The organism is Bradyrhizobium sp. CSS354 (genome assembly GCF_029051725.1).
GTDB lineage: Bacteria > Pseudomonadota > Alphaproteobacteria > Rhizobiales > Xanthobacteraceae > Bradyrhizobium.
The window spans coordinates 391,411-415,277 of record NZ_JAACFU010000001.1; the positions used below are offsets into that span (position 1 = coordinate 391,411).

Genomic DNA, 23,867 nt, shown 5'->3' on the forward strand with positions numbered 1-23,867 from the left:
GCCAGAGATAGACAATGCAGAAGGCCCGTCCCGCGCGGGCAGGAATTGTTGTTGTGCGATGAGTAAACCCGCTGAAAAGCCCGAGGTTGTGCAGCTTCCGGCCGAGCCGGTGAGCGTGCCGTCGGCGAGCCATCGCCGGGCTGCGGCACAGCGGGTGCGCGAGGCGCGCGACAAGTTAACGTCGACCAGTGGAACCCGGCCGGCTTTCGACGCCGAGATGCTGCGCCATTACGCTCAGACGCGACTGTCGGCCTCCTATGTCGTAATGCTGCTTGTGGTCGCGACGGGCGTCCTGTTTGGGCTGTGGATGCAGCCGATCCCGGCCGCGGCCTGGACCGCCGGCATGCTTTGTATCCATGCCGCGATGATCCGCAGCTGCCACCGCTTCCTGGCCGAGCCCGCCTCGCCCGCGGCAACGCGCACATGGCAGACGCGCTTCGTCGTGCTCGACCTGCTCTATGGCCTTTGCTGGATGGCGATCCTGATCCATCCCGTGCTCGACATGATCACGGAATCGCTGATGATGTTCCTGATGCTGCTGGTGATCGCAGTATCGAGCATGCTGGCCGCCAATCTGCCGATCGCCGCCCTTGCCGCCACCGCGCCGGTCGCGGTCGCGATGGCGCTGAGCTTCGTGATGACCGGCTCGCTGGACAATTACATCCTGGCCGCGCTCGCCGTCGCCGCCGAAGGCTATTTCGTGCTGTTGGCTCACCGCCTGCATTCTTCGACCTTCGCCACGCTCGAGGCGCGGGCCGAGAAGGACGCGCTGATCGGCGAGCTCGAACAAGCCAAGGCGATCTCGGACGAAGCGCGCCACCGCGCCGAATCCGCCAATGTCGCGAAGTCGCGCTTTCTGGCGCAGATGAGCCACGAACTGCGGACGCCGCTGAACGCGATCCTCGGCTTCTCCGAGGTGATGAAGAGCGAGATTTTCGGCGCGCATGCCGTACCGGTCTACAAGGAGTACTCGGCCGACATCCACAATTCCGGCGTCCACCTGCTCAACCTCATCAACGAAATCCTCGATCTGTCGCGGATCGAGGCCGGCCGTTACGAGCTCAACGAGGAAGCGGTCTCGCTGGTCGGCATTGTCGCCGATTGTCATCATCTGATGAAGCTGCGCGCCTCGAGCCGCGGCATCACCATCCACGAGGTGTTCGAGCAGGCGATGCCGCGGCTGTGGGCCGACGAGCGCGCGATCCGCCAGGTCGTGCTCAATCTGCTCTCCAACTCGATCAAGTTTACCCCACAAGGCGGCGAGATCTGGCTCAAGGCGGGCTGGACGGCCTCAGGCGGACAATATCTCTCGGTGAAGGATACCGGCTCCGGAATCCCCGAAGACGAGATCCCGGTCGTGCTGGCCTCGTTCGGCCAAGGCTCCAACTCGATCAAGTCGGCCGAACAGGGCGCCGGTCTCGGCCTGCCGATCGCCAAGAATCTGATCGACCTGCATGGCGGTACGTTCACGCTGAAATCGAAGCTGCGCATCGGCACCGAAGTGATCGTCACCTTCCCGCCCGAGCGCGTGATGAGCGCGCTGGCGCCGATGTCGGATGATTCTCCGCCGCTCCAACCCGAGAGTTCCGCGGTAGCGGACGAGAAGCGCCGGCCCCGTCGCAAGCCGATCATGAGCGCAGGTACGGGCTCGTAACGAGATGCTTGCAGACATGCCCGACCATCCGCCACTATGTCCGAATGAGCAAAGAAACGCCGTGCGTGGCCGTCTGCATGATCGATCCCAAGACCAGGCTGTGCTTCGGCTGCGGACGTACATTGCCGGAGATCGCGCGCTGGCACGCCATGGAGAGCGCGGAACGGCTCGCGGTCATGGCGCTGTTGCCGGCGCGCATGAATCAGGCTGGACTTGCGCCCATCGCGGGATCGCCGGAACGCACCTGACCGGCCTGAGCGCATCGGGAGGTGCGCAATGATCCGGTTCCTGCTCGTTCTCATCATGCTCGCCTGCACGGCCGGTGCCGTCGTCGCCTACGGCGATTCCGACCAGATCGCGCGCGCGAGCAGCAAGGTCTCGCATATTTTTCGCACGCAGACCGCAGCGCCCGCCCCCGCCGTGCAGATCCAGCGCGGCCAGGGCGGCGAATTCGCGCTGCGCGCGAAGATCAACGGCGTGGCCGCACCGATGGTCATCGACACCGGCGCGACTTCGGTGGTGCTGACCTGGGAGACTGCGAAAGCGATCGGGCTGCCGCTCGAGATGCTCGAATACGACGTCGATCTCGAAACCGCGGGCGGTCGCACCAAGGCGGCCCGCCTCACGATCGACCGCCTCTCGGTCGGCCACCTCGTCGAGAAATCGGTCCCCGCCCTCGTCGTGCCGCGCGGTCAGATGAAGACCAACCTGCTCGGCATGAGCTTCCTCGATCGCCTGGAGAGCTGGGGCGTGCGTGCCGACAAGCTGATGCTCACCGGTTATCCGGAGCTCCAGACCAGTCACCGCCGCTCTCGACTCGCGGTCGACTAGACTCTTGCAATCCGGCTCTTCGTGTGACTACGGCTAGGCCGCCGCCTCGGCCGGCGCGCGGGCACCGACACGCGCAATCGCATCGCGCAGCACCTCGAGGCCAGCGCCCGGCTTCACACCCTGCTCGGCAAGATGGCGGCGGAAGGCGCGCGCACCGGGCACGGCGTGGAATGCGCCGACGAAATGCCTCGTCATGGAGTGCAGCCTCGTGCCGCGCGCGAGCTGCTGCTCGATATAGGGCATCATCGCCTCGAGCGCATCCTGCATCGAGGCATGCGGCGCCGCGTGGCCGAAAATGTCGGTATCGACCGAGAGCAGCCGCCACGGCTCCTGATAGGCGGCCCGTCCGAGCATCGCACCGTCAACTTGATCGAGATGTGCTTTGGCCTCGTCGACACCGGGGATGCCGCCGTTGATGATGACAGGTACATCGGGCATCGCGCGCTTGAGGCGATAGACGCGATCATAGTCGAGTGGCGGGATGTCGCGATTCTCCTTCGGTGACAAACCGCTGAGCCAGGCTTTCCGGGCATGCACGATCAGCGCATCGCAGCCGGAGGCGACGACCGCGCGCGCAAGGTTGTCGAGCGCGACTTCCGGATCCTGGTCGTCGATGCCGATGCGGCACTTCACGGTGACGGGCACGGCAACCGCACCCTTCATCGCCTCGACGCACCTCGCCACGAGATCAGGCTCTGCCATGAGGCAAGCGCCGAAACGGCCGTCCTTCACGCGGTCGGAGGGGCAGCCGACATTGAGGTTGATCTCGTCATAACCGAACTCCTCGCCGATCCGCGCCGCCAGCGCCAGGTCGCGCGGATCCGACCCGCCGAGCTGAAGCGCGACCGGGTGCTCGACCAAGTCGAACCCAAGCAGCCGCCCCCGGTCACCATGAATGATGGCACCAGTGGTCAGCATCTCCGTATAGAGCAGCGCCCGCTTCGTCAGGTGACGGTGGAACACCCGGCAATGCCGGTCGGTCCAGTCCATCATAGGGGCCACGGAAAAGCGATAGCTTTGCGCTTTCAATGATTTACCTTATCGTGTCAATAGGATGAAACACGAACCCGTGCACTCCAATCTAGCCGAAATTGCACACGTTTGTACCCGTCTCGACCTCTCGGTGCACGTCGCGTCCACGAATTAGGAACTGGCGCGTCCAGGTCCGTCGCAGAGCCGCTATGTGTCAGAGACCTTCCGCCGTCGCAAGGACGGTGAAGATTGGCCGCTCGACATGGAGCGCAACATCGACCGCCGCAAAGCCCTCGATCGGCGAGTTCGCCAAAGGGTCCAAGCCGTTCCGTTCGCTGCCGGCAGCCTACTGTATTCGATCGTCAAGCCGTCATTGAGCATGCTGCTCGCAGCACTAATTTTTCGCTCGCGCTCGGCGCAAAAGTTCCCAAGCCTCAACGAGGTCCTTTGATCCGAAGCCCTCGCTGAACTCTTCATAGATCGGGCTGAGCAACTGGGCAGCCTTGCGCCTGCGACCAAGTGCGATCCAGTGCCTCGCAAGATCGGTGCCGATACGCAACTGGAACGTCAGTGCGCCGATGGACCGCGCTTCGGCGAGAGCCTCCTGCAGCCGCTTTTCAGCCAGCGGAGCCTCACCTGCGCGAAGCAGCACCGATGCATCGATCCGCAGCAACTCCGACCGGCACCAGCGTTCGCCCTGGCGTTCCTGATGCGCGAGAGCCCGGGTAATGGCTGCGCGCGCTTCGTCGATACGTCCCTGTCTCAGCAGCGCGCGGGCGAGGACCGCGAGATAGCTGCCAATTCGCATGAGAAAGCGGCATTCGATGAGTTCGTCGATCGCCGCTCGGATGTCCTCCACCGCGCGCGGGTCGCCGCGCAGGTCGCGAAGGCACGCGGAGAAGTAGCGCTCGACCGGGACCCAGCGCGAGATGCGCTCCCGCTCGAGATTGGCGCGCATCCTTTCCGTGTAGCTTTCAAGGGCTTCCAGATTTCCCGTTTCGAGCGACACCGGTAGCGCAGCAAGGCCGAGCGCATTCGACTGGGACACCCATTGGCCACTGCGGCCTGCGGCCTCGACCGCGTCGCTGGCCAGTCTGGACGCGTAGTCCGGCTGTCCCTGCATCCAGGCAACGAATGGCAGATTGAAGCGGACCGTGATGTAGCGATAGACCTCGTTCGCGTCCTTGCGCGAACGGCTATCGGCCAGCGAATAGGTCGCAGCGAGGCGATCGAGAACCGGGCGACTTCGGCTCAACTCGCCGGCGAAGGCTCGGGCCCAGGCAAGTGCCCGATCGGCTTCGGACGTTGCCGTCAGGTCGCGGTCGCGCTCAGCGAGCTCGGTGGCTTCCTCGAGATAGGTTATGGCACGCGGGACATGTCCGATCTGAAGCAGATAAAATGCAAACCCCACCAGCGCGCGCTGCTGATATTCGCAATCCCGCGCGCGCCTTGCAAATTCGATGGCATCGAGCCAGGCAACTTCGTTCTCGTTCGACAATTTACGGGCGTAGAACAGGCTCCATCCGAGCGCACAGGCAAGTTTTGCCCGCAGCAGATCATCGCATTCGACGGTCCTGGCCAGAGCAAGCGCCGTTTCCAGCCGCGCTTGAGCCTCCGACAGGATCGAGGTCTCCGACCACAAAGTGATCCCGGCGACCGTCAGTCTGATTCCGAGGATAGGATCACCATGCTTGCCAAATGCCCACGATAGCGCAGCCCTCAGATCGGCGATGCGGCCGAGATAGCGATTCGTCCAATCAGCCGGCTCGCGCCAGTTCCATTCATCTTCAGACTGTTCGAACAGCGCCAGGACGCGCTACGCATGGTGGCGTAGCGCCTGATGGCAAGCACGATCCCTCTCCCGCCGCTCGGCTGCATATCGCCGCGTGCTGTCGAGCAGTCGGTAGCGCAAGCTCGGCCCGTCGGACTCTGCGCTCAGAAGGGATTTGGCGACCAAACTGCCGAGCCCGGTCGCGACGTCAACCGGATTCAGCCCGGCGCCCTCAGCGACAAAAGCCGCATCTTCGGATTCGAACGCATCGTTGAACACGGACAGCAAGGCAAACAGCCTTGCGTCCTTGTGCGAGAGGAGCCTGAAGCTCCAGTCGATCGTCGCCATGAGGGTTTCATGACGCGGAGGCGTGACTTCGGCGCCTGCTGCACGAAAACCCAGGTTCCCGTCCATCGCCGCCACCAATTCGAGAGGAGCGAATGTGCCGATCTGGGCCGCCGCCAGCTCGATAGCCAGAGGAAGGCCATCGAGCGCATGGCATATCGAAACAATGGCCGGGCAATCCTCGTCCTTAAACTGGTAGTCCGACCATTCGGCCGCACGGCAAACGAACAATTGCACCGCCGGGAATTTCAGCGCCTGCACAGCTGTTGTGGTCTCGCCCACTCTGGGCGCGGCAAGCGAGCCAAGCCGCACGACATGCTCGGTCGCGGTACCAAGCGCCTCCCGGCTCGTCGCGAGCAGAACCGACGGCGACGTGTCGTCCGCGAAGCTCCCGGCGAAGATGGTCGCCGCAGGCAGCACGTGCTCACAGTTGTCGAGGATGATCAGCATCTGGCGCGACCTAAGATACTCCAGCACGACGGCCAGGCTGTTGTCCGAGTTGCCCCGGATCCCAAGCGCCGTCACCAGCGCGGGGCCGAAAAGCATCGGATCGGAGATTGTGGTGAGATCGACGAGGCACGTGCCATCGCGGCATTGGGGGGCGAAGACTTGCGCCACGGCGACGGCAAGCGTCGTCTTGCCGACGCCACCGGGCCCAACAAGGGTGACATGCCTCTTCCGGGCCAACAGCTCGGCAATCTCCGCCATGTCCGACTCGCGGCCAACGATGCCACGCAAGGAAGGCGGCCGTGACGGGACGACGGGATCAGCGCGCGCCGGATCGTCGGTGATGTCGGTGGCAATGGCCTGCACATCGGCGATGAACCTATAGCCTCGACGGGCGACCGTCGCGATATACACAGGCTCGATCTGCGTATCGCCCAGCGAACGCCGCAAGCTCCACATGTTGACCTTGAGGTTGCTGTCGTGGAGGAACGTGCCCGGCCAAGCCGCCGCCATCAACTCATTCTTGCTGACGAGGTCGCCAGAGCGCTGCACCAGCAGGTGCAGGAGCTCGAATGCACGCCCTCCCAACTTCACCGGGCGCCCATCCAGAAGCAGCAACTGGCGCCGAGGAATCAGTCGAAATGGGCCGAAAGAGAACGCCGATTCCTGCGGGCGCCCGCTCCGTTGTCGTGTCTCCGTGACAGCCAGCATCGATACTTGCCGCTCGATCTAATAGATCAAGCGGAATTATCATGCATTGCGAAGAGGTTGAATAGCGCGCTTCCGAATTAGCACGATTGCGAAGAGCAATTTGCCGCAGGAACGTCATAGCGCAGATTGCGTATCCAGCGGCCGGTGCACCCGCTCAGATAGTGCTTGTTCACATGCGAGCCGCCGATTGAGTGCTCGATCGGAATCCGGCTATTTTTCCGGCGTGGCAAGGATTGCCATATGCATGACTTCGACGCCGCCCTCGGCAAGCTCCGGCAGCTTGGCAAACCATTCCTGGACAGAGGGCATGGCATTATGTGCGTCAAAATCGGCCTTGCTGGCGAAGACCTCGTAGAAGATGAAGTGGCCTGGCTTTGTCCGATCTTCCGCGAGAAAATAGACCAGATTCCTGGGATCGCTCCGAACCTTGGCAATGAGCGGCAACGTGGCTGCGCGCAGCGCATCTTCCTTACCCGGCTTGGCTCGCACCTGCGCCACCACCGAATAGGCGCCTTCCGGAATTTCCTGGTAGCGGATTCGCGGCGCTTCTTCGGCGACCGCCAAAGACGCGGCTCCGGTGATCGAGACGGCGAACAGCAGGGCGGCAAGCGAGTTACGGACGAGAATTGGCATCATGAGTATCTTGAATTGTCAGTCACGAACGCTTCGCAGGGCCAAGCTGGCAACCGGCTGGAGATCGGATGTCCGTCGCCCGTGATCTGTGGATCAGCGTGTGATCGCCTGCTGCCGTTTCGCGAGGGCTTCGCTGAAACGCTTCTTCACCGGGCCCAGCGCCTTGACGAATTCAAGTTGCTCGCCTTCCGGACCCTTGCAATAGATCAGTTCCCAGCCGTTCGAGGGCTCCTCGGTGACCCGGTTCGTATTGGCGCTCTGCGGCGCGGCTTTCCTTTCCGCCTCGGTCGTGACCCGGACCGTCCGGTTTGCCCTCACCCGCGTCAGGCCGCGGCGAGCGGATTCGGCTTCGAGGTCGGTGATGAACTTGTTGAAATCGACATCGTCGCGAACATAGAAGCAGATATGCATCATGCGCGGAAACGCGGGACTCATGTGCTCCACCGGTTCGGCAAAGCTCTTCGAAGTGCCCATCGGCTGATCGGACTCGCGATACTGCAGCAGCTCAAGCACCATGTTGTCGAATTGAATGAAGCGGACATCCAGCCGCTGCGCGCCGCTCCGCAAATCGGGGACCCCGATGGTACGGGGATTGACCCCACGAGCGTTCGCCTCAATCTCCTAGTCGGCCAGCAGGTGTTATGCACTCCGTCACCTTTGAAATCGCCGTGACGGAAAACTTCGGTACCGCCCAGTACGTCAGTATAGAACTGATAGGCCCGCTCCATGTTCTGCACCGTAAGTCCGAAGTGCTGGACACCCTGGAGTCGCGCGCCAAGCGGCGCCTGGTTGCGTTCGACAGCCGACATTGCATCCGTGCCCTGAGCTGCGGCGACTGCGGCGGGGCGCGTGCTGGCGGCAACACCGGTCACCACGGCAGCACCGACCGCTCGAAGCACGCTACGGCGCCCCGTTCCCGTCGCGTTGTCCCGGTTGTCCGTCATGTCCGTCTCCTTGGCCGTTGTTTGATTCACGAGCAGTTCCTGTCGGTCGACGCGCAGCCGAGCCGAAAAGTCGGAGCGCCGATTGCGCCGTTCAATCGGCGGGAAGCGGCGCGGCGGGATTGACCAGACCTGCCGAACGGAGTTCGTGCCAGAAATCGGCAGGGATGGATTCGAGGAGAGCTGCGCGATCCTCAGCGATGCGGCTCGGACGGCTCGCGCCCGGAATGACGGCCTGAACCACCGGATTCGCCAGCGCAAACTGCAAGCCCGCTGCTTTCATGCTGATGCCGTAGCGGTCAGCGATCGCCTTGATCCGCGCCACCTTGCCGAGGATCTCGGGAGCCGCCGGAGCATACTCGAAATTCGGGCCGCCGACGAGTGCCCCGGAACTGTAGGGACCGCCGACGACGATTGCGAGCTCGTGCTCTGCGACCATCGGCATCACCCTCTGAAGCGCCCGGGCGTGGTCGAGGAGCGTGTAACGGCCCGCGAGAAGAAAACCGTCAGGACGCGGGCCTTCCAGCCCAAGCAGCAGTTCGATCGGTTCAACGCGGTTGACGCCGAGCCCCCATCCCTTGATCACACCCTCATCGCGGAGCCGGTCAAGCGCCTTGAAGGCGCCCTTGCGAAGACCGACAGCCACTCGTCGCCGTAGAAATCCTGCGCGACGTCATGCACGAAAACGATATCGATACGGTCGGTGCCTAGCCGCTTCAGGCTGTCCTCGATCGAGCGCAACGTGGCATCGCGTGAGTAGTCGTTCACAATCTTGTTGGGGCGTCCATATCTGAAGACGCCGTCCTTCTCGCCGAGGTCGCGGGCACCGACATCCTCGATCTCGTCCTGAATCAGACGACCGATCTTGGTGCTGATCACGTAGTCCCCGCGCGGCTTGGCCGCCAGGGCAGCGCCCATGCGGATTTCTGCAAGACCTGCGCCGTAAAAGGGGGCAGTGTCGAAATAACGGATGCCATCGTCCCAAGCCGCGTTCACCGTCGCGAGCGCTTCCTGCTCCGGAATGGCGCGAAACATGTTGCCGAGTGGCGCCGCACCGAAGCCAAGCCTGCTGGACAGAATATCCCTTAGGGCCATAGCGCATGTCCTTCGTTGTGGCAGGCGAAGCCATCCGTCGAGGGATGATCGCGAGAACGTCGACTGCAGTAATCGCAGTTAGATGAGCCATGACTAGATCGCGCGCCCATTGTGGTATTTCCGATTCTTGCGAGATGACGGACGCATCTTGCTCATTCGGCGCGAGATCAGCTTTCGAAACTGGCGGGCGCATTGCCAAAGCCCCTGCTCTGCTTGCCTTTTACCTCTTTTAACCGCCCCGCCTCTGGACACCCGTGCGGCGGTTTGTGAGAAATCCCTGAGCGGGCAGCGATCGAGACTGCGACTGTCCGCTGGATGAAATCATCGCTCGCGTAGGGGGCCGGGACGGAGGTCATGATGGCGCTCGTCACGCACGGAGATCAAAAATATCGGAACAGCGAGAAGCTCGTGAAGACCAGCGAGTGGCCTGCGCTGAGCATTGAACACCGGAAATTCGAGGCGGGCCACCAAGCAACCCCCGCCCCCATTTGCACCGAGCTCGTCATGCTGCTGTCAGGCGGCGGGATGGTCCACCGGATCGGCAATGGCGAAGTCCAGAAGAGCCTGGCCCGGCCGGGCATGAGCTACCTCGTACCGGCGGGTACGCAGGAGAGCCATCTCGAGCTTTCGGACCGGATGGAATGTCTCCATCTCTACCTTCCGCCGGCGCTGCTGGACCAAAGTGCCCTCGCCGACTTCGATATCGATCCGGCGAAGGTCGAGATCGCCTATGCCCACGGCCTGCCCGACCAGGTTCTCTTCCACGTCTGCTCGCCCTTGCGTGACCTGCTCCATCGTCCGCGCCAGCCGACAGATGCGTTGTTTGTGGAAGGCATCCAGGTCGCGCTCGCTGCACATCTTCTGGCGCACTACACGATCGACCGGTGGCGGCCGCCCGAGAAATCATCGTCGCTCGATGCGCGACGGCTCCAACGCGTGCTCGACCATATCGAGGCCTCGCTCGGCCTTGACATCAGGCTTGAAGACCTGGCGGCGCAGGCCTGCCTCAGTCCCTATCATTTTTCGAGGCTCTTTCGCGAGGCGACAGGCCTCTCGCCACACCGCTACGTGACCGATCGGCGCGTCCAGGCCGCGCGGCAAGAACTGGCACGCAACCATTCGTCCCTGGTCGACATTGCGCTGGAGTTCGGTTTCGGGTCCCAAGCCAATTTCACGCGCGTGTTCCGCAAGGCCACCACCCTCACACCGGGGCAATACCGCGAGCTGTGCTGCGGCCCGCTCGACGTCAGGACCGACCGCATCGCTGCGGGACTCCGCAGAGATTGCGCATGAAAGCGCAGGATTCGGCAATACCGCTCGGCACGCATGAGACAGTGCTGTTGGGGCGAACAAATGGATGTCCCGATCGCAAGCGGCCACATGTCGATTGGCGTGAGGGAAGCAAGATGTCAGGACACCAGTTCCAACACGACCGCATCAACAATCCGCCAAGGACGTAGCGACATGATCGAACTCACGGTCAATGGGATCAAGCGCCAGGTTGACGTCGTACCCGAAATGCCCCTGCTCTGGGTGTTGCGCGACGAACTCGGCATTACAAGCCCGAAGTACGGTTGCGGTGTCGCACAATGCGGCGCCTGCACTGTGCATATTGATGGAAAGGCCGTTCGATCCTGTCAGTCCCGCATCGGCGAAGTCGCGGGCAAGTCGGTGGTCACGATCGAAGGATTGGAGAACAGGGATCAGAATCCGGTTCTTCAAGCTTGGATCGACCATCAGGTCCCACAATGCGGCTACTGCCAGACCGGCCAGATCATGCAGGCCATCTCGTTGCTTGAACGCGCTTCCAAGCCGACGGACGAGCTTATCGACCAGGTGATGTCCGGCAATCTGTGCCGGTGCGGCACCTACCCGCGTATCCGCGCTGCGATCCACGCGGCTGCCGCAATGAAAATGGCGGAGAAGTGAGATGGAGGACATCAAGAATATTTCCCGTCGCGCTTTCGTTTTCGGCTCCGCCGCGATAGCGGGCGGAATAGCTTTCGGCTCCTACGGCGATGCGGCCATGGCTGCTACGGCAACGAACGGCAATCCCCTGGCCGCAGAACTCGGGCCGAACTCAGTCACCTTCAATCCCTGGGTCGAGATCAGCCCGGACAAGATAACGCTCATTGCCCAACACGCTGATATTGGTCAGGGCGTCGGCTCGGCGCAGCCGATCCTGATTGCAGAAGAAATGGACCTCGACCCTGGGCAATTCGAGGTCCGCTTTGCCGGACCGAGTCCCGCTTACTTCAACACCGGGTTTGCCAATGAGAATGCGCCGTTCCTGTCGGCGGACCATAGCCCGGCGGCGGAGGCCGCGCGTGCCGATGCGCTCGAAGCTTTGCGAAAGTCGGGCCTGCAAATGACTGGCGGGTCAAGCTCGATTCCGGACACCTACGAAAAGTTGCGTATCGCCGGCGCGGTCGCGCGCGAAACGCTCAAGGCTGCAGCGGCCAAGCGTTCCGGTGTCGCGCTGGCCGACATCAGCACGCAGTCTGGCCACGTCATCCTGCCCAACGGCACCAAGATTCCCTACGTGGAACTTGCAGCGGAAGCCGCCCGGATCGCGCCGGTGCTCGATGCGAAGCCGCGTGATCCGTCGAAATGGCGAATGGTCGGCAAGCCGATGATGCGCCTCGACGTCCGATCGAAGGTCATGGGCGAGCTGAAGTTCGGTATCGACAAGAAGATGGCCGGCATGATGTATGCCGCCGTCAAATTGAACCCCAACAAGGGCCAGCCGCTGAAATCTTACGAGGCAGGCAAGGCGCAGTCGATGCCGGGGGTCAAGAAGATCCTTAAATTGAAGAACGGCGTCGCTGTGATCGCAACCAACAGCTGGTACGCCATGAAGGCGGTCGATGCGATCCAATGCGTGTGGGCGCCCTCGACCTACCCTGCCGAACAGGCTGGCCATTGGAAGGTCCTTGAAGGATCGTTCAAACCGCAATTCCTGGGCAAGGAATGGCGGAAAGTTGGGGACATAGAGGCTGGGCTGAAACAGGGCACGCTCTTCAAAGCCGAGTATCGCGCGCCTTATGTCGGGCATCAGCCTCTGGAGCCACTCAATGGGCTCGCCATTGTCTCCGATTCCGGCATGGAAATCTGGGTCGGCCATCAGAGTCCTCAGGCCGTCCAAAGCATCGCGGCAGCTGCCATCGGCCTCAAGCCGGAACAGGTGACGTTCCACAATCAGTGGACCGGTGGAAGCTTCGGTCACCGTCTGGAATTCGAGAATATCCGCGTCCTGGCCGAGATCGCCAATCAGATGCGGGGAACGCCGATCAAGCTGGTCTTTTCGCGCGAGCAGGACTTCCTGCAGGACATCCCGAGGCAGATTGCAATCGCCCGCCACAGAGGCAGTGTCGACAAGGGGAAGATCGTCGCGGCCGATCTGCAATTGGCATCGACGGCTCCGCTGAAAGGGTTGCTCGAACGGATGGGAGCGCCGTCGAAGGACCCCGACCCGCAGTTAGCCGCCGGTCTGTGGAATGTCTATTACGACCTGCCCCATTTCCGAGCCACGAGCTATGAAGCGCAAGGGCTGTCGCCAAGCACCACATGGCGATCGGTCGGAGCCTCGACGGCCGGCTTTTTTACCGAGAGCTTCATCGACGAGCTGATCCATGCGGCGGGGCTTGATCCGTTGAAGGCGCGCATCGCGATGTGTTCCGTTCCAACCTACCGCAAGGTGCTGGAGACGGTTGCGGAGATGTCAAACTGGAACGGGCCTCTCGGCAACGGCAAGGGGCGAGGCGTCGCGTTCGTGGAATCCTTCGGGACACCCACGGCCGAGGTCATCGAGATCACAATGACCGACCGAGGCGTCAGGATCGACAAAGTCTGGGTCGCCGTCGATGTCGGCAAGGTCGTCGATCCCGTGAATCTGGAAAGCCAGGTGCAGGGAGGTGTGGTCTGGGGACTCGGCCATGCCATGAACTGCCAGCTCACCTACGCCAAGGGCGCGGTCCAGCAAACCAACTACAACCACCACGAAGCGATGCGAATCTATCAATGTCCGGTCATCGAAGTCCGCGCACTCGAGAACGACCCGAAAGTACGCGGTATCGGCGAGCCTCCCGTTCCTCCGGCCGCGCCCGCGCTCGCCAATGCGATATTCGCAGCGACAGGCAAGCGCATCCGCGAAATGCCGTTCAACAAGTTTATTGATTTCGTGTGAGGCAGAGCCATGAAAATATCGCTGATTGCGCTCGTCATCGCTGCTTCATCCGTCGCGGTCCTCACAGGCATTGTCGCGGCGAAGGAGGTTGCCAAAGATGTGCTGCGGCCGGGTAGCGTCAGCCGCAGCGAGGGTTTGAAGGCCTGGAATCGGATTGAAGCGGTGGTGACACATCCCCGCTGCGCGAACTGCCACGTTGACGCCAAGGCGATTCCGATCTGGACGCCGGCTGGCGAAACCAAACCTCGCGTGCATGGTATGAACATCCACGGCGGAGAAAGCCGCAAGGGCGAGGAGGCGGTCCCTTGCTCGACCTGTCACATGACTTCCACGCAAGCAAACGAGCCGGCTCCCGCTCCGCCCCGCGCCGGGATCGATTGGCAACTCGCTCCCGTTGCTTTCATCTGGTTCGGAAAGAGCGGCGCCGAGATCTGCGCGCAAATGAAGGACCCCAAGCGCAATGGCGGCCGCGACGCCGCCGGGCTGGTGGAGCATCTGCGGCATGACGCGTCATTGAGCGGCTTCATTCCGCGCGGTTGGGCGCCCGGCGCGGGCCGGACGACGCCTCCAGGCAGCTTCGAGGAACATGTCAAGGACGTCGCCTTGTGGGGGGCGGCCGGGCAACCTTGTCCGAATTGAGCGATCGGTTTTGCCGCATGCGAGGGCTGGATACGAACATATGACCGGCATTGTCTGTGGACTTGAGACGGCCATCGCCCGCGCGCACGGCCGGCACAGTTGCGCAGCAGCGTGTTGAGCCCGATCAGATCAGGCTCGACCTGCCGCGGCTGAGAACCTCGCCTGCGCCTTTGGCGCCGACGATCCTGCCGTATTCGTACACCACCCGGCCACGGGCGATCGTCGTTACCGGCCATCCCGTGACGTCGAAGCCTTCCCATGGCGTGTAGTCCGAGCCGTGATGCAGATCGGCCTGCCGAATAGATTTCTTCAATTTGGGGTCCCACAGCACGATATCCGCATCGAAGCCGACGCCGATCGAGCCCTTGCGCGGATAGAGGCCGTAGATGCGTGCATGGTTAGTCGCCGTCAGCTCGACGAATTTTTGCAGGCTGATCCGTCCCTTCGATACGCCTTCGGAGAACAGGATGGGCAGTCGGGTCTCGACACCCGGAATGCCGTTCGGCACCCAGCGGAACGAGGTGCGGCCGTTCGGCGTCAGCTTGCCCTTGGGATCGTCGTAGCGGAACGGGCAGTGATCGGACGAGAAGGTCTGGAACACGCCCGTGGTGATGCCCTCCCAGATCGCCTGCTGGCTTTCGGCATCGCGGGGCGGCGGCGAACAGACATATTTCGCACCTGACATGTCCATGTTCAGGCCTTTCATGTCGTCGGCCGTGAGCGTGATATATTGCGGGCATGTCTCGGCATGCACCGGCAATCCGCGCTGCTGGGCCCAGCGCACCTGCTCCATCGCCTCACGACCGGAGACGTGGACGATCATGATGGGGACACCGACGATCTCGGCATGGCTGATGGCGCGATGCGCCGCCTCGCGCTCGACGGCCTGCGGCCGGGACACGCCATGGAAATACGGGGCGATATGCCCCTCTCGCTCGAGTTTTGAGGTGAGAAAACGGATGGCGTCGTACCCCTCGCAATGGACCATCACCAGCGCTTCCTCGCGGCGCGCGACCTCGAACACCTCGAGCAGCTGCTTGTCGCTCAGCACGAGGTCGTCATAGGTCATGAACACCTTGAACGAGGTGTAGCCGTCCTTCACCAGCGCCGGCAGCTCCTGCCCGAGCACGACCGCGGTCGGATCGGAGATGATGAGGTGGAACGCCGTGTCGATATAGCATTCGCCTTCGGCGAGTTTGCGGTAGTTCTCGACGCAGGTTCGGAGCGACGTGCCCTTCACTTGAAGCGCGAAGGGCAACACCATGGTGTTGCCGCCGGCGGCTGCCGAGCGCGTCGCCGACGCGAAATCATCGGCCATCACCACGTCGGGCCCGGACGGTTGCGAGATGTGGACATGGCTGTCGATCCCACCCGGCAGCGCCAGCAGACCGGTTGCGTCGATCTCGCGCGCTGCGCCCTCGACGCTCTCGGCGATGCTGACGATGCGGCCGTCGCGAATGCCGATATCGGCGCGGAACTCGTCGCCGGCCGTCACGATGGTGCCGCCGCGAACGGCGAGATCGAGCTGCGCCACAGGAGTCTCCATCACTTGATGACCGGAATGGTCTGGAATATCCGGCCCGATTTCGCAAGAGCCGCAACGTCGCCGCCGGAGAGGCTCAGGCTCCGCCACAGCGTGACCGCGACGGAATCCAGCACGGCGATATCCAATTCCCGTTCGAGCGAAGCGGCCAGCGCGGCGCCGTCGAGATTGGTGCAGAGGATGACGATCGCGTCGGCGCCTTCCGCAGCCACGGCACGGATCATGTCCGCGATCGTTGCAGGCGCGACCTCGCCGAAAGAAAAATTGTCGCGCAAGCCCAGATGCCGCTCCGCATGCGAGGTGATGCCCTCCTGAGCCCACACGTCCGCGATCCGCCGCTGCACGTCGTCCGTATAGGGTGAGACCAGGCCGACACGCTTGGCGCCGAGCGCGCGGGCGGCATCGATGCAGGCGAGTGTGGAGGTCGTTGCCGGCACGCTCGCGCGCGCCGTGATCGCCTCGCAAAGGCTCCGGTCGCGGTCGATGCCGAGCCAGCTCGCGGACGTGCCGTTCCAGGCGATGGCATCGACTTTTGCATCGGCGAGCAGATCCGCTGCGGGCAGCATCACCGAGGCGTCGAACTGGTTCAGCGCGGCGGCGTCGAGCGCAATCTCGGTAACGCGGAAGCGTGAGAAATGCGCGGTGACATCACCAACACCATGCAGCATGGCGTTAGTGACGGGCTCGAGCACCGAATTGGAGGATGGCGTGATCATGCCGAGACGCTTGCGCAGTACTAACATCGATCGCGTTCGCTCCATTTGCGGCGAAGCGCGACTGCGCTCCTCAGCAGGATCATCCGCATCCCTCGCACCCGCGCAACCGCAATCTGCATACTGCATGCAATTTATTCGATATGCTTTTATTTTGAGCTACATACGTCTCCTATTTGAGCACGGGTCTGACAGAGATTGGATTAGATTACGCGCAGCAGCGAGGCTTGCGTGCAGCAAAAATCCGAACCGAACCAGGGCCGAAAGTCGCCCAAACTCAAGCGGATGGGCCTGCATGAGCGCGCCGCTGCGCGGATGCGGACGATGATCATTCGCGGCGAGCTGGCGCCGGGATCGCAGACCCAGGAGACCAAGCTCTCGAAGGAGCTTGGCGTATCGCGCACCCCGCTACGCGAGGCGATGAAGGTACTCGCGGCCGAAGGACTGATCGAGCTGCGCCCCAACCGCAGCCCGCGCATTGCCAGCATCGCGGTCGCCGGCATCTCGGAATTGTTCGAGGCGCTGGCCGGCATCGAACGTCTGGCCGCCGAGCTCGCCGCGGAGCGCGCCACCGAGCGCGATCTCGCCCGGCTACGCACGCTTCAGACCCGCATGGAAGGCCATCATCGCAACGGCAAGCTCGACGAGTACTTCGCCATCAACGGCGAGATCCACAACACCATCGTCCGCATGGCGCGCAACACGCCGCTGCGCGAGGCGCACGAGACGCTGATCTCCCGCGCCGAACGCGCGCGTTACCTCGCGCTCGGCGCCGACCGCCGCTGGAGCAATTCGGTCGACGAGCACGCCGGTATCCTGGCGGCTATCGAGGCGCGCGACAGCGAAGCGGCCGGCCGCCTGCTCGGCGCCCATGTCCGCCGCACCGGCACTGCGCTGCTCGAAGTCATCGCGGCCTCTCAAGCCAACCGGACGGCGGCGTAATCATGAAGCTGCTGCTGCTCAACCCGAACACCAGCACCGAAGTCACGCAACTGATGACGGGAGTCGGGCAGCGCGCGGCTGCGCCCGGGACCGAGCTGATCCCCTGCACCGCGACCCGCGGCGTGCCCTACATCTCGACGCGCACCGAAGCGCAGATCGGCGGCGCCATTGCGCTTGAGATGCTGGCCGAGCAGCATCGCAATGTCGACGCCGCGATCATCGCCGCCTTCGGCGACCCCGGCCTGTTCGCCGCGCGCGAAACTTTTGACATTCCCGTGGTCGGCATGGCGGAAGCAGCGATGCTGACCGCCTGCATGGCCGGGCGCCGCTTCGCCATCGTCACCTTCGCCCAGGCGCTTGGCCCCTGGTACGAGGAATGCGTCCGCGCCCACGGGCTATGGGAGCGTTGTGCCGGCATCCGCATGCTCGACACGCCGTTCCAGGCGATCTCCGAGGTCGGCACCGAGAAGGAGGATGTGCTGGTCGGTCTCGCCCGGCGCGCGATCGTGGAAGACGATGCGGACGTGCTGATTTTTGCAGGTGCGCCGCTCTCGGGCCTCGCTGAGCGCGTCGCCGACCGGATCCCCGTCCCGGTCGTCGATCAAGTCATCGCCTCGGTGAAGCAGGCCGAGGCCCTGGTGACGCTGCGCCTGCGCAAGGCAATTGCTGGCACGTACCGCCGTCCCGCCGCCAAACCCACGCTTGGCCTTGCCGATGCGCTCGCCGCCCGGCTTGAGCATCGCGACAGCTAGGGAGCTTCGGCCAGCGATGCGAAAAACCAAGTTCGTTCTGGATGGCACGGCCGAAGGCAAACAGACGGGATTCGCATCCCGGTGGTGCGATGATCTGGATGCCGAACGGCAACTCGTTCTCCCCTCGCGGCGCCGGCATGGTCAGGACCGGGAAACCGACCAGCGACACGATGAAGGTGACGGCGAGATAGTCGATCGGCGTCTCCAGCGCCGCGCCATCGATCGCGGTGACGTCGCTGATCTCATTTGGCCAGGGCAAAACGGACGCCGCCGGCGCGACCAGGAAATCGGCACGGCTGAACAGCTCGCGAAAGCTGCGGTAGATCGCGGTGCGGCGCCGTTCGGCGTTGAGATAGTCCTCCGCGGAGAGCTTTGCGCCCGCCTCGATGTTCCAGATCACGGTCGGCGTGAGCTCGGCGCGGCGCGTCCGCAGCAGCTCGCCATAGCTGTTGGCGATGTGCGCGGCGCGCAGCGCCCGAAATGTCTCGATCGCACCGCCGCAATCGGGTGCGGACGGCACGACATCGGCCGCGGCCGCGAGCGCCTCGCAGGCGGCAGCAAAACGCGCGCGGACGTCGCGCGCCACCGGCGCGACGCCGAAATCGGGCGTCACTGCAATTCTGGGACGTCTTGCGACCGGCCGATCGTCGGTGACGACGCCGACCGAAAGCGGATCATTCGGGTCACCTGCCCCACAGACCGACAGCACGAGTTCGAGATCGTCGACATCGCGGGCGAGGAAGCCATGGGTGGCGAGCATGTCCCAGCCGAGGGGGCGATACGGCGACGGGATGCGGCCGGGCGTCGGCCGGATCGAAACGACGTCGCAGAAGCTCGCGGGTGTACGCACAGAGCCGCCGAAATCGGTGCCATGCGCCAGCGGCACCATGCCGGCCGCGACCGCAACAGCGGAGCCGCCGGACGAACCGCCCGAGGTCAGCGCGGAATCGAACGGATTGCGGGTCGGGCCGCACAATTTATTGGTGCAGACCGCGCCGAAGCCGAATTCCGGCGTGTTGGTCTTGCCCAGAATGATCGCACCAGCGCGCCGCAGCCGCGCGACCACGAGATCGTCCTCAGCCGGAACGTGATCACGAAACAGAACCGACCCATAGGTGGTCGCGAGCCCCGCCGTGTCCGTGAGGTCCTTGATCCCTACGGGCACCCCATGCAGCAGGCCGATCGGCGCGGGCGCAGCATCGCAGATTTGCGCGGCACGGCGGGCGCCCTCCGCATTCACAGTCATGAATGCCGCCAATTGCGCGTCTCGGTGCGCAATCCGTTCGAGATGCGCCTCGACAACCTCGCGCGACGACAGCTCGCCCTTCGCAATGGCGCGCGCAAGGACCGTGGCAGTGAGGTCGCAAACCGATCGATCCGATGTCATTGCGCCACAATGCCAAAACTCGCAGCGAAAAGCGACCGTCGCGGGCACGAGACTTGCTTTCTTCCTCGGGTGAACGGGAGGCAACATCATGGCTGATGCGCAAGGCGGCCGATCGCTCGTCGTCGACGCCGTCACCCACCGCTATCCGAGCGGTGCGCTCGCAGTCGAGAACATCAATCTCGACATCAAGGGCGGCGAGATCATCGCCCTGCTCGGCCCCTCCGGCTGCGGCAAGACTACCCTGCTGCGCATCATCGCCGGCTTCATCGCGCAGACGCAGGGACGGATCATCATCGGCGACGACATCGTCGATGCGCTGCCGCCGAACCGCCGCGCGGTCGGCATCGTGTTCCAGAACTACGCACTGTTCCCCCATCTCAGCATCAGCGAGAATGTCGCTTACGGGCTTGCCGCGCGCGGCATCGACAAAGCGACCCGCCAGCGCGAAGCGCAGCGCCTGCTGGATCTGGTGCAGCTGCCGACCATGTCGGAACGGTTGCCACGTCAGCTCTCCGGCGGCCAGCAGCAGCGCGTGGCGCTCGCTCGCGCGCTGGCGATCAAGCCGTCGATCCTGCTGCTCGACGAGCCCTTTGCCGCGCTCGACAAGAATTTGCGGCTCGACATGCAGATCGAAGTCAAGCGGCTCCAGCGCGTCTCCGGCATCACCACGCTGATCGTGACCCACGACCAGGAAGAGGCGCTGTCGATGGCTGATCGCGTCGCCGTGCTCAGCCACGGCAAGCTCGAACAATTCGGATCGCCGTCCGACGTCTATGACCGGCCGCAAACGCTGTTCGTGAACACTTTCGTCGGCGCCAGCAATCGCATGCCCGGCGTCGTCGTCTCGGCGGATCGGACGGCGGCAAAAGTCCGCCTCGACGCCGGCGCGGAAATCATCGCGCGTCCCGCCGGCGGCGCCCTCGCCGAAGGCGGCCGCGTCACCGTGTGCATACGCCCCGAGCATCTGCAGTTCGTCGGTGACGAGACCGGCTTTGCCGGCGTGGTCGGCATGTCGCTGCCGCTCGGGGCCACGGTCGTGCACGAGGTCACCACCGCCGACGGCTCCGGCGTCAAGATCTCCCAGGCGCGCATCGGCGAGACGCGCACGCTGGAGAGCGGCGCCGCGGTGCGCCTTGCCCCGCTCGCTCCGTCGCTCGCCAACGCCTTTCCTGCAACGCTTTAGATCCAATCTTTGTCCAGAGGGAGTTCGACCATGATCATGAACCGCCGAAGCCTGATGACGACCGCACTCACACTCGGCGCCATGAAGGCGTTTCCCGGATTGAGCTACGCCCAGGCCCGCCCGCTGGTGTTCGCGACCTTCACCGGAAGCTGGGAGGAGGCGCACAAGGCCGTGCTGGTGCCGGCCTTCCGCAAGGCCAACGCGGACGCCGCGATGGTGCTCGACCCCATGCTCTCGGTTGACCAGATCGCCAAGGTGAACGCCGCCAAGGCCAATCCGCCGATCGACGTCATGCTGCACGATCCCGGTCCGGCGCTGGTCGCGATCGGCCAGGATCTCGTCGAGCCATACCCCGTCGAGAAGAGCGCCTATTACAAGGACCTGATCGCCGAGGCGCAGGAGCCGATGGGCCCTGCCCCGTTCTTCCAGGTCGTCGGCCTTACCTACAATCCGGAAGCCGTCAAGACGCCGCCGACCTCCTGGGCCGATCTGTGGAAGCCCGAGTTCAAGGGCCGCGTCGGCATCACCAACCTCAACTCGACGCTCGGCACCGGTTGGCTCGTCGAGATTGCCAAGATGCGCGGCGGCTCGGAGGCCAATGTCGATCCCGGCTTCAAGGCGATCGAGGAGCTGAAGCCCAATCTCGCCGCGGTCGCCGCCAACCCCGGCGCGCTCGCCACCCTGTTCCAGCAGGGCCAGATCGATATCTCGCCCGGCAATTTCAACGCCATCCAGATCCTGAAAGCGCGCGGCGTGCCGGTCGAGTTCGTGGCTCCGAAGGAAGGCGCCATCGCCTTCAAGACCACGATCCACATCGTCAAGAATTCGCCCAACCGCGAGCTCGCCTTCAAGCTGATCGAGGCGTCGTTGACGCCGGAGGTACAGACCACGCTGATGAACCCGCCCTATCTGATCGTGCCGACCAATTCCAAGGTGACGATGGGCGGCGAGATCGCGCGCGTGCTCGCCAAGGACACTGCGGAGCTGAAGCAGAAATTCGTGTTCCAGGACTGGAAGAAGATCAACGAGCAGCGCTCGGCCTGGATCGAGCGCTTCAACCGCGAGATCAAGATCTAACACCATGGGCGCAGCACCGGCATCACGAGACGTCACCTCCTATCGGATGGGATTGGCAGCGCCGCTGGCGCTGTTCTTCCTGGTCTTCTTCGTGGCGCCGCTGCTGCAACTGCTCTGGCTCTCGCTGCACAACGACACGGCCGCGGTCCATTGGGGGCTCGGCCAATATCTGCAGTTCCTCACCGATCCCTTCAGCCTCAGCGTGCTCGGCTCGACGCTCCTGCTGGGGGCGGAGGTGACGGCCGTCTGCCTCGTGCTCGGCTTTCCCATTGCCTGGTTCTATCAGAGAGTTGGTCCGCGACTTCAGACCATCATCATCCTGATCGTGCTGCTCCCGCTTTTAACCAGCGTCGTGGTCCGGACCTTCGCTTGGATCGTCATCCTGGGCCGCCAGGGCATCATCAACGCCACGCTGCAATCGCTCGGCATCATCGATACGCCCATAAAGCTGCTCTACACCCAGTTCGGCGTGGTGATCGCGCTGGCGCAGGTGCAGATGCCGCTGATGACGTTGCCGCTGATCACCGCGCTCGGCCGGATCGATTCCAATCTCGACGATGCCTCCTGCTCGCTCGGCGCCGGAAGCTGGCGCACCTTCTTCAAGATCGTGCTGCCGCTGTCGCTGCCCGGCGTGATTGCCGGGTGCACACTGACCTACGCCGCGGCGATCACGGCCTTCATCACCCAGTCGCTGATCGGCGGCGGCCAGATGCTGTTCATGCCGATGTATCTCTACCAGCAGGCTTCAACGCTGCAAAACTGGCCGTTCGCATCGGCGATCTCGATTATCTTCCTGCTGGCCGTTCTCGCGGTCGTCTCCGTCTTCACCACGCTCGGCCGCCTGTCGCGCGGCTATGGAGGCGCGTGATGAGCGGACGCAAGCGTACCCTGGAGGCGTTCAGCTTCGAGCTGGTCATGACCGTGATCGCGATCGTCGCGCTGATCATCATCATCGCGCCGTCGCTGGTGGTGCTGATCGTCTCCTTCACCAGCGGCTTCTCGCTGCGTTTTCCGCCGCCGGGCTATTCGCTGCGCTGGTACGCCGAATTATGGAACGCCTGGCAGCTGCACTTCGCAGCCAAGAACAGCCTCCTCGTGGCGCTATGGGCGACGGGCCTGTCCGTGGTGCTCGGCGTTGCCGCCGCGCTGGCGATCTCGCGCTCGCCGACGCTGTCGGCGCGGCTGCTCGATTCCCTGTTCATGTCGCCGCTGGTGCTGCCGGCGCTGGCCTTCGGCCTTGCCGCCTTGATGCTGTTCTCGCTGGTCGGACTGCCGGTGTCGACGCTGACATTGGTGATCGGCCATACCGTAGTCTGCGTCCCCTATGTCGTGCGCAACACGATTGCGGCGCTCGCCCAGCTGGAGCCCACCCTGCTCGAAAGCTCGGCGGTCCTTGGCGCCAGCCGCATCTACACCTTCCGGCGCATCGTGCTGCCGCTGATCCGGCCGGGCATCATCGCAGGCGCCTTCATCGCCTTCATGTCGTCCTTCGACAACGTGCCGGTGTCGCTGTTCCTGCGTGATGCCGCAACCGACATGCTGCCGATCCGGATGTGGCAAGACCTAGAGGGCAAGCTCGACGTCACCATCGCCGCGCTGTCGGGCGTGCTAATCATTGCGACCGTCGCGCTGGTCGCGATCATGGAGCGCGTCACGGGATTGTCGCGGCGGCTGACCAACTGATCAGGCGCCGCGGAACAGCGAATAGCCCCAGCGCGTGAATTTCAGCGGCAAATGAAAATGCCCGTTGACATCCTTGATGCGAAAGCGGAACGGCGTCACCGTGAGAAAACCGTCGCGCTCGCCAAAGAACTCGCCGAGATGAAACAGGACCTCGTACTCGCCTGCCGTCACGCCCGCGCCCTGCGCAACGGGATGATCGAGCACGCCATTGGCACCAAGCTGTCCGTCGGCGATACGGAGCGAGTCCGGATCAATCCGCCAGATCTCGACGCGCAGGCCCTGCGCCGGCCGGCCGCTCGCCACATCGACCGCGTGAATGGAAATGCCGCCTGCCACAATGTTCCTCCAATGAACGCAGCGCC

23 protein-coding genes and 2 pseudogenes are annotated in these 23,867 nt (G+C 63.6%); 14 read left to right on the forward strand and 11 right to left on the reverse strand.

From position 1 onward, the window contains the following. Positions 1-58: 58 nt before the first annotated feature. From GWG67_RS01975 to GWG67_RS01985, 3 genes are read left to right on the forward strand one after another with little or no spacing between them, the layout of a single operon-like run. Positions 59-1,654 carry a HAMP domain-containing sensor histidine kinase gene (locus tag GWG67_RS01975; RefSeq protein WP_275167470.1) on the forward strand — a complete coding sequence of 532 codons (1,596 nt, stop codon included), beginning with the start codon at positions 59-61 and terminating at the stop codon, positions 1,652-1,654. Between the two features lie 44 nt (positions 1,655-1,698). Then, positions 1,699-1,902, forward strand: a complete 204-nt coding sequence (locus GWG67_RS01980) for a DUF1289 domain-containing protein (protein ID WP_027569396.1) — start codon at positions 1,699-1,701, stop codon at positions 1,900-1,902. 28 nt (positions 1,903-1,930) lie between these two features. Beyond that, positions 1,931-2,485, forward strand: coding sequence for a TIGR02281 family clan AA aspartic protease (locus GWG67_RS01985; protein WP_275167471.1), 555 nt, complete (start codon positions 1,931-1,933; stop codon positions 2,483-2,485). A 33-nt stretch (positions 2,486-2,518) separates the two neighbouring features. Here the strand turns inward: GWG67_RS01985 and dusA are convergent, their stop codons facing one another. The 6 genes from dusA to GWG67_RS39065 all read right to left on the reverse strand — a co-directional run bounded on the left by dusA (position 2,519) and on the right by GWG67_RS39065 (position 8,092). Further along, entirely contained in the window at positions 2,519-3,514 is a 996-nt protein-coding gene (gene dusA / locus GWG67_RS01990) for a tRNA dihydrouridine(20/20a) synthase DusA (protein WP_275167472.1), read from the reverse strand. A 337-nt stretch (positions 3,515-3,851) separates the two neighbouring features. Continuing rightward, positions 3,852-5,099: a hypothetical protein gene (locus GWG67_RS01995; protein WP_275167473.1), complete on the reverse strand. Its 1,248-nt coding sequence runs from the start codon at positions 5,097-5,099 to the stop codon at positions 3,852-3,854. Between the two features lie 174 nt (positions 5,100-5,273). After that, complete coding sequence (locus GWG67_RS02000) at positions 5,274-6,731, reverse strand: winged helix-turn-helix domain-containing protein (RefSeq protein WP_275167474.1); 1,458 nt, start codon at positions 6,729-6,731, stop codon at positions 5,274-5,276. A 210-nt stretch (positions 6,732-6,941) separates the two neighbouring features. Then, positions 6,942-7,295, reverse strand: coding sequence for a putative quinol monooxygenase (locus tag GWG67_RS02005; protein WP_275167475.1), 354 nt, complete (start codon positions 7,293-7,295; stop codon positions 6,942-6,944). 162 nt (positions 7,296-7,457) lie between these two features. After that, complete coding sequence (locus GWG67_RS02010) at positions 7,458-7,799, reverse strand: hypothetical protein (RefSeq protein ID WP_354055714.1); 342 nt, start codon at positions 7,797-7,799, stop codon at positions 7,458-7,460. Continuing rightward, entirely contained in the window at positions 7,796-8,092 is a 297-nt protein-coding gene (locus tag GWG67_RS39065) for a hypothetical protein (protein WP_354057493.1), read from the reverse strand. Before GWG67_RS39065 ends, GWG67_RS02010 begins: the two co-directional genes overlap by 4 nt. Here GWG67_RS39065 and GWG67_RS02015 point away from each other — a divergent pair. Then, positions 8,006-8,431: a hypothetical protein gene (locus GWG67_RS02015; RefSeq protein WP_275167477.1), complete on the forward strand. Its 426-nt coding sequence runs from the start codon at positions 8,006-8,008 to the stop codon at positions 8,429-8,431. The two genes, GWG67_RS39065 and GWG67_RS02015, sit on opposite strands and share 87 nt — an antisense overlap. On the opposite strand, the pseudogene GWG67_RS02020 reads toward GWG67_RS02015, so the two are convergent. Further along, positions 8,400-9,400: pseudogene (locus tag GWG67_RS02020) on the reverse strand (aldo/keto reductase). The gene GWG67_RS02015 and the pseudogene GWG67_RS02020 overlap by 32 nt on opposite strands. 357 nt (positions 9,401-9,757) lie before the next feature. Here GWG67_RS02020 and GWG67_RS02025 point away from each other — a divergent pair. From GWG67_RS02025 to GWG67_RS02040, 4 genes are all read left to right on the forward strand, one after another. Then, the gene (locus GWG67_RS02025) at positions 9,758-10,693 is read left to right on the forward strand and encodes a helix-turn-helix domain-containing protein (protein ID WP_275167805.1); all 936 of its coding nucleotides are present in this window, start codon (positions 9,758-9,760) and stop codon (positions 10,691-10,693) included. A gap of 171 nt (positions 10,694-10,864) precedes the next feature. Next, complete coding sequence (locus tag GWG67_RS02030; RefSeq protein WP_275167478.1) at positions 10,865-11,329, forward strand: (2Fe-2S)-binding protein; 465 nt, start codon at positions 10,865-10,867, stop codon at positions 11,327-11,329. A 1-nt stretch (position 11,330) separates the two neighbouring features. Beyond that, positions 11,331-13,586, forward strand: a complete 2,256-nt coding sequence (locus tag GWG67_RS02035) for a xanthine dehydrogenase family protein molybdopterin-binding subunit (RefSeq protein WP_275167479.1) — start codon at positions 11,331-11,333, stop codon at positions 13,584-13,586. 9 nt (positions 13,587-13,595) lie between these two features. Then, positions 13,596-14,225 carry a hypothetical protein gene (locus GWG67_RS02040; RefSeq protein ID WP_275167480.1) on the forward strand — a complete coding sequence of 210 codons (630 nt, stop codon included), beginning with the start codon at positions 13,596-13,598 and terminating at the stop codon, positions 14,223-14,225. Between the two features lie 124 nt (positions 14,226-14,349). Here GWG67_RS02040 and hydA read toward each other — a convergent pair whose 3' ends face one another. Both hydA and GWG67_RS02050 read right to left on the reverse strand, forming a co-directional pair. Then, the gene (hydA, locus tag GWG67_RS02045; RefSeq protein WP_275167481.1) at positions 14,350-15,759 is read right to left on the reverse strand and encodes a dihydropyrimidinase; all 1,410 of its coding nucleotides are present in this window, start codon (positions 15,757-15,759) and stop codon (positions 14,350-14,352) included. Between the two features lie 11 nt (positions 15,760-15,770). Beyond that, entirely contained in the window at positions 15,771-16,511 is a 741-nt protein-coding gene (locus GWG67_RS02050; RefSeq protein WP_275167482.1) for an aspartate/glutamate racemase family protein, read from the reverse strand. A 201-nt stretch (positions 16,512-16,712) separates the two neighbouring features. Here GWG67_RS02050 and GWG67_RS02055 point away from each other — a divergent pair, with 201 nt between their 5' ends. Both GWG67_RS02055 and GWG67_RS02060 read left to right on the forward strand, forming a co-directional pair. Then, on the forward strand, positions 16,713-17,423 hold the full coding sequence (locus GWG67_RS02055; RefSeq protein WP_275167483.1) for a GntR family transcriptional regulator: 711 nt from the start codon (positions 16,713-16,715) through the stop codon (positions 17,421-17,423). A 2-nt stretch (positions 17,424-17,425) separates the two neighbouring features. Further along, positions 17,426-18,175, forward strand: a complete 750-nt coding sequence (locus GWG67_RS02060; RefSeq protein WP_275167484.1) for an aspartate/glutamate racemase family protein — start codon at positions 17,426-17,428, stop codon at positions 18,173-18,175. Between the two features lie 73 nt (positions 18,176-18,248). Here GWG67_RS02060 and GWG67_RS02065 read toward each other — a convergent pair. Next, positions 18,249-19,652 (reverse strand): annotated as a pseudogene (locus GWG67_RS02065) (amidase); the annotation flags it as partial. Between GWG67_RS02065 and GWG67_RS02070 the strand changes: the two are divergent. Genes GWG67_RS02070 through GWG67_RS02085 form a run of 4 tightly spaced genes read left to right on the forward strand, consistent with a single transcriptional unit; the run spans position 19,651 to position 23,505 of the window. Then, on the forward strand, positions 19,651-20,745 hold the full coding sequence (locus GWG67_RS02070) for an ABC transporter ATP-binding protein (RefSeq protein ID WP_275167485.1): 1,095 nt from the start codon (positions 19,651-19,653) through the stop codon (positions 20,743-20,745). The pseudogene GWG67_RS02065 and the gene GWG67_RS02070 sit on opposite strands and share 2 nt — an antisense overlap. Positions 20,746-20,775: 30 nt before the next feature. After that, complete coding sequence (locus GWG67_RS02075; protein ID WP_008138281.1) at positions 20,776-21,822, forward strand: ABC transporter substrate-binding protein; 1,047 nt, start codon at positions 20,776-20,778, stop codon at positions 21,820-21,822. A gap of 4 nt (positions 21,823-21,826) precedes the next feature. Then, positions 21,827-22,690, forward strand: coding sequence for an ABC transporter permease (locus tag GWG67_RS02080; protein WP_275167486.1), 864 nt, complete (start codon positions 21,827-21,829; stop codon positions 22,688-22,690). Further along, entirely contained in the window at positions 22,690-23,505 is an 816-nt protein-coding gene (locus GWG67_RS02085) for an ABC transporter permease (protein ID WP_275167487.1), read from the forward strand. The genes GWG67_RS02080 and GWG67_RS02085 overlap by 1 nt, the downstream gene beginning before the upstream one ends. On the opposite strand, the gene GWG67_RS02090 is transcribed toward GWG67_RS02085, so the two are convergent. Then, positions 23,506-23,841 carry a hydroxyisourate hydrolase gene (locus GWG67_RS02090; RefSeq protein ID WP_275167488.1) on the reverse strand — a complete coding sequence of 112 codons (336 nt, stop codon included), beginning with the start codon at positions 23,839-23,841 and terminating at the stop codon, positions 23,506-23,508. Between the last annotated feature and the right edge of the window lie 26 nt (positions 23,842-23,867).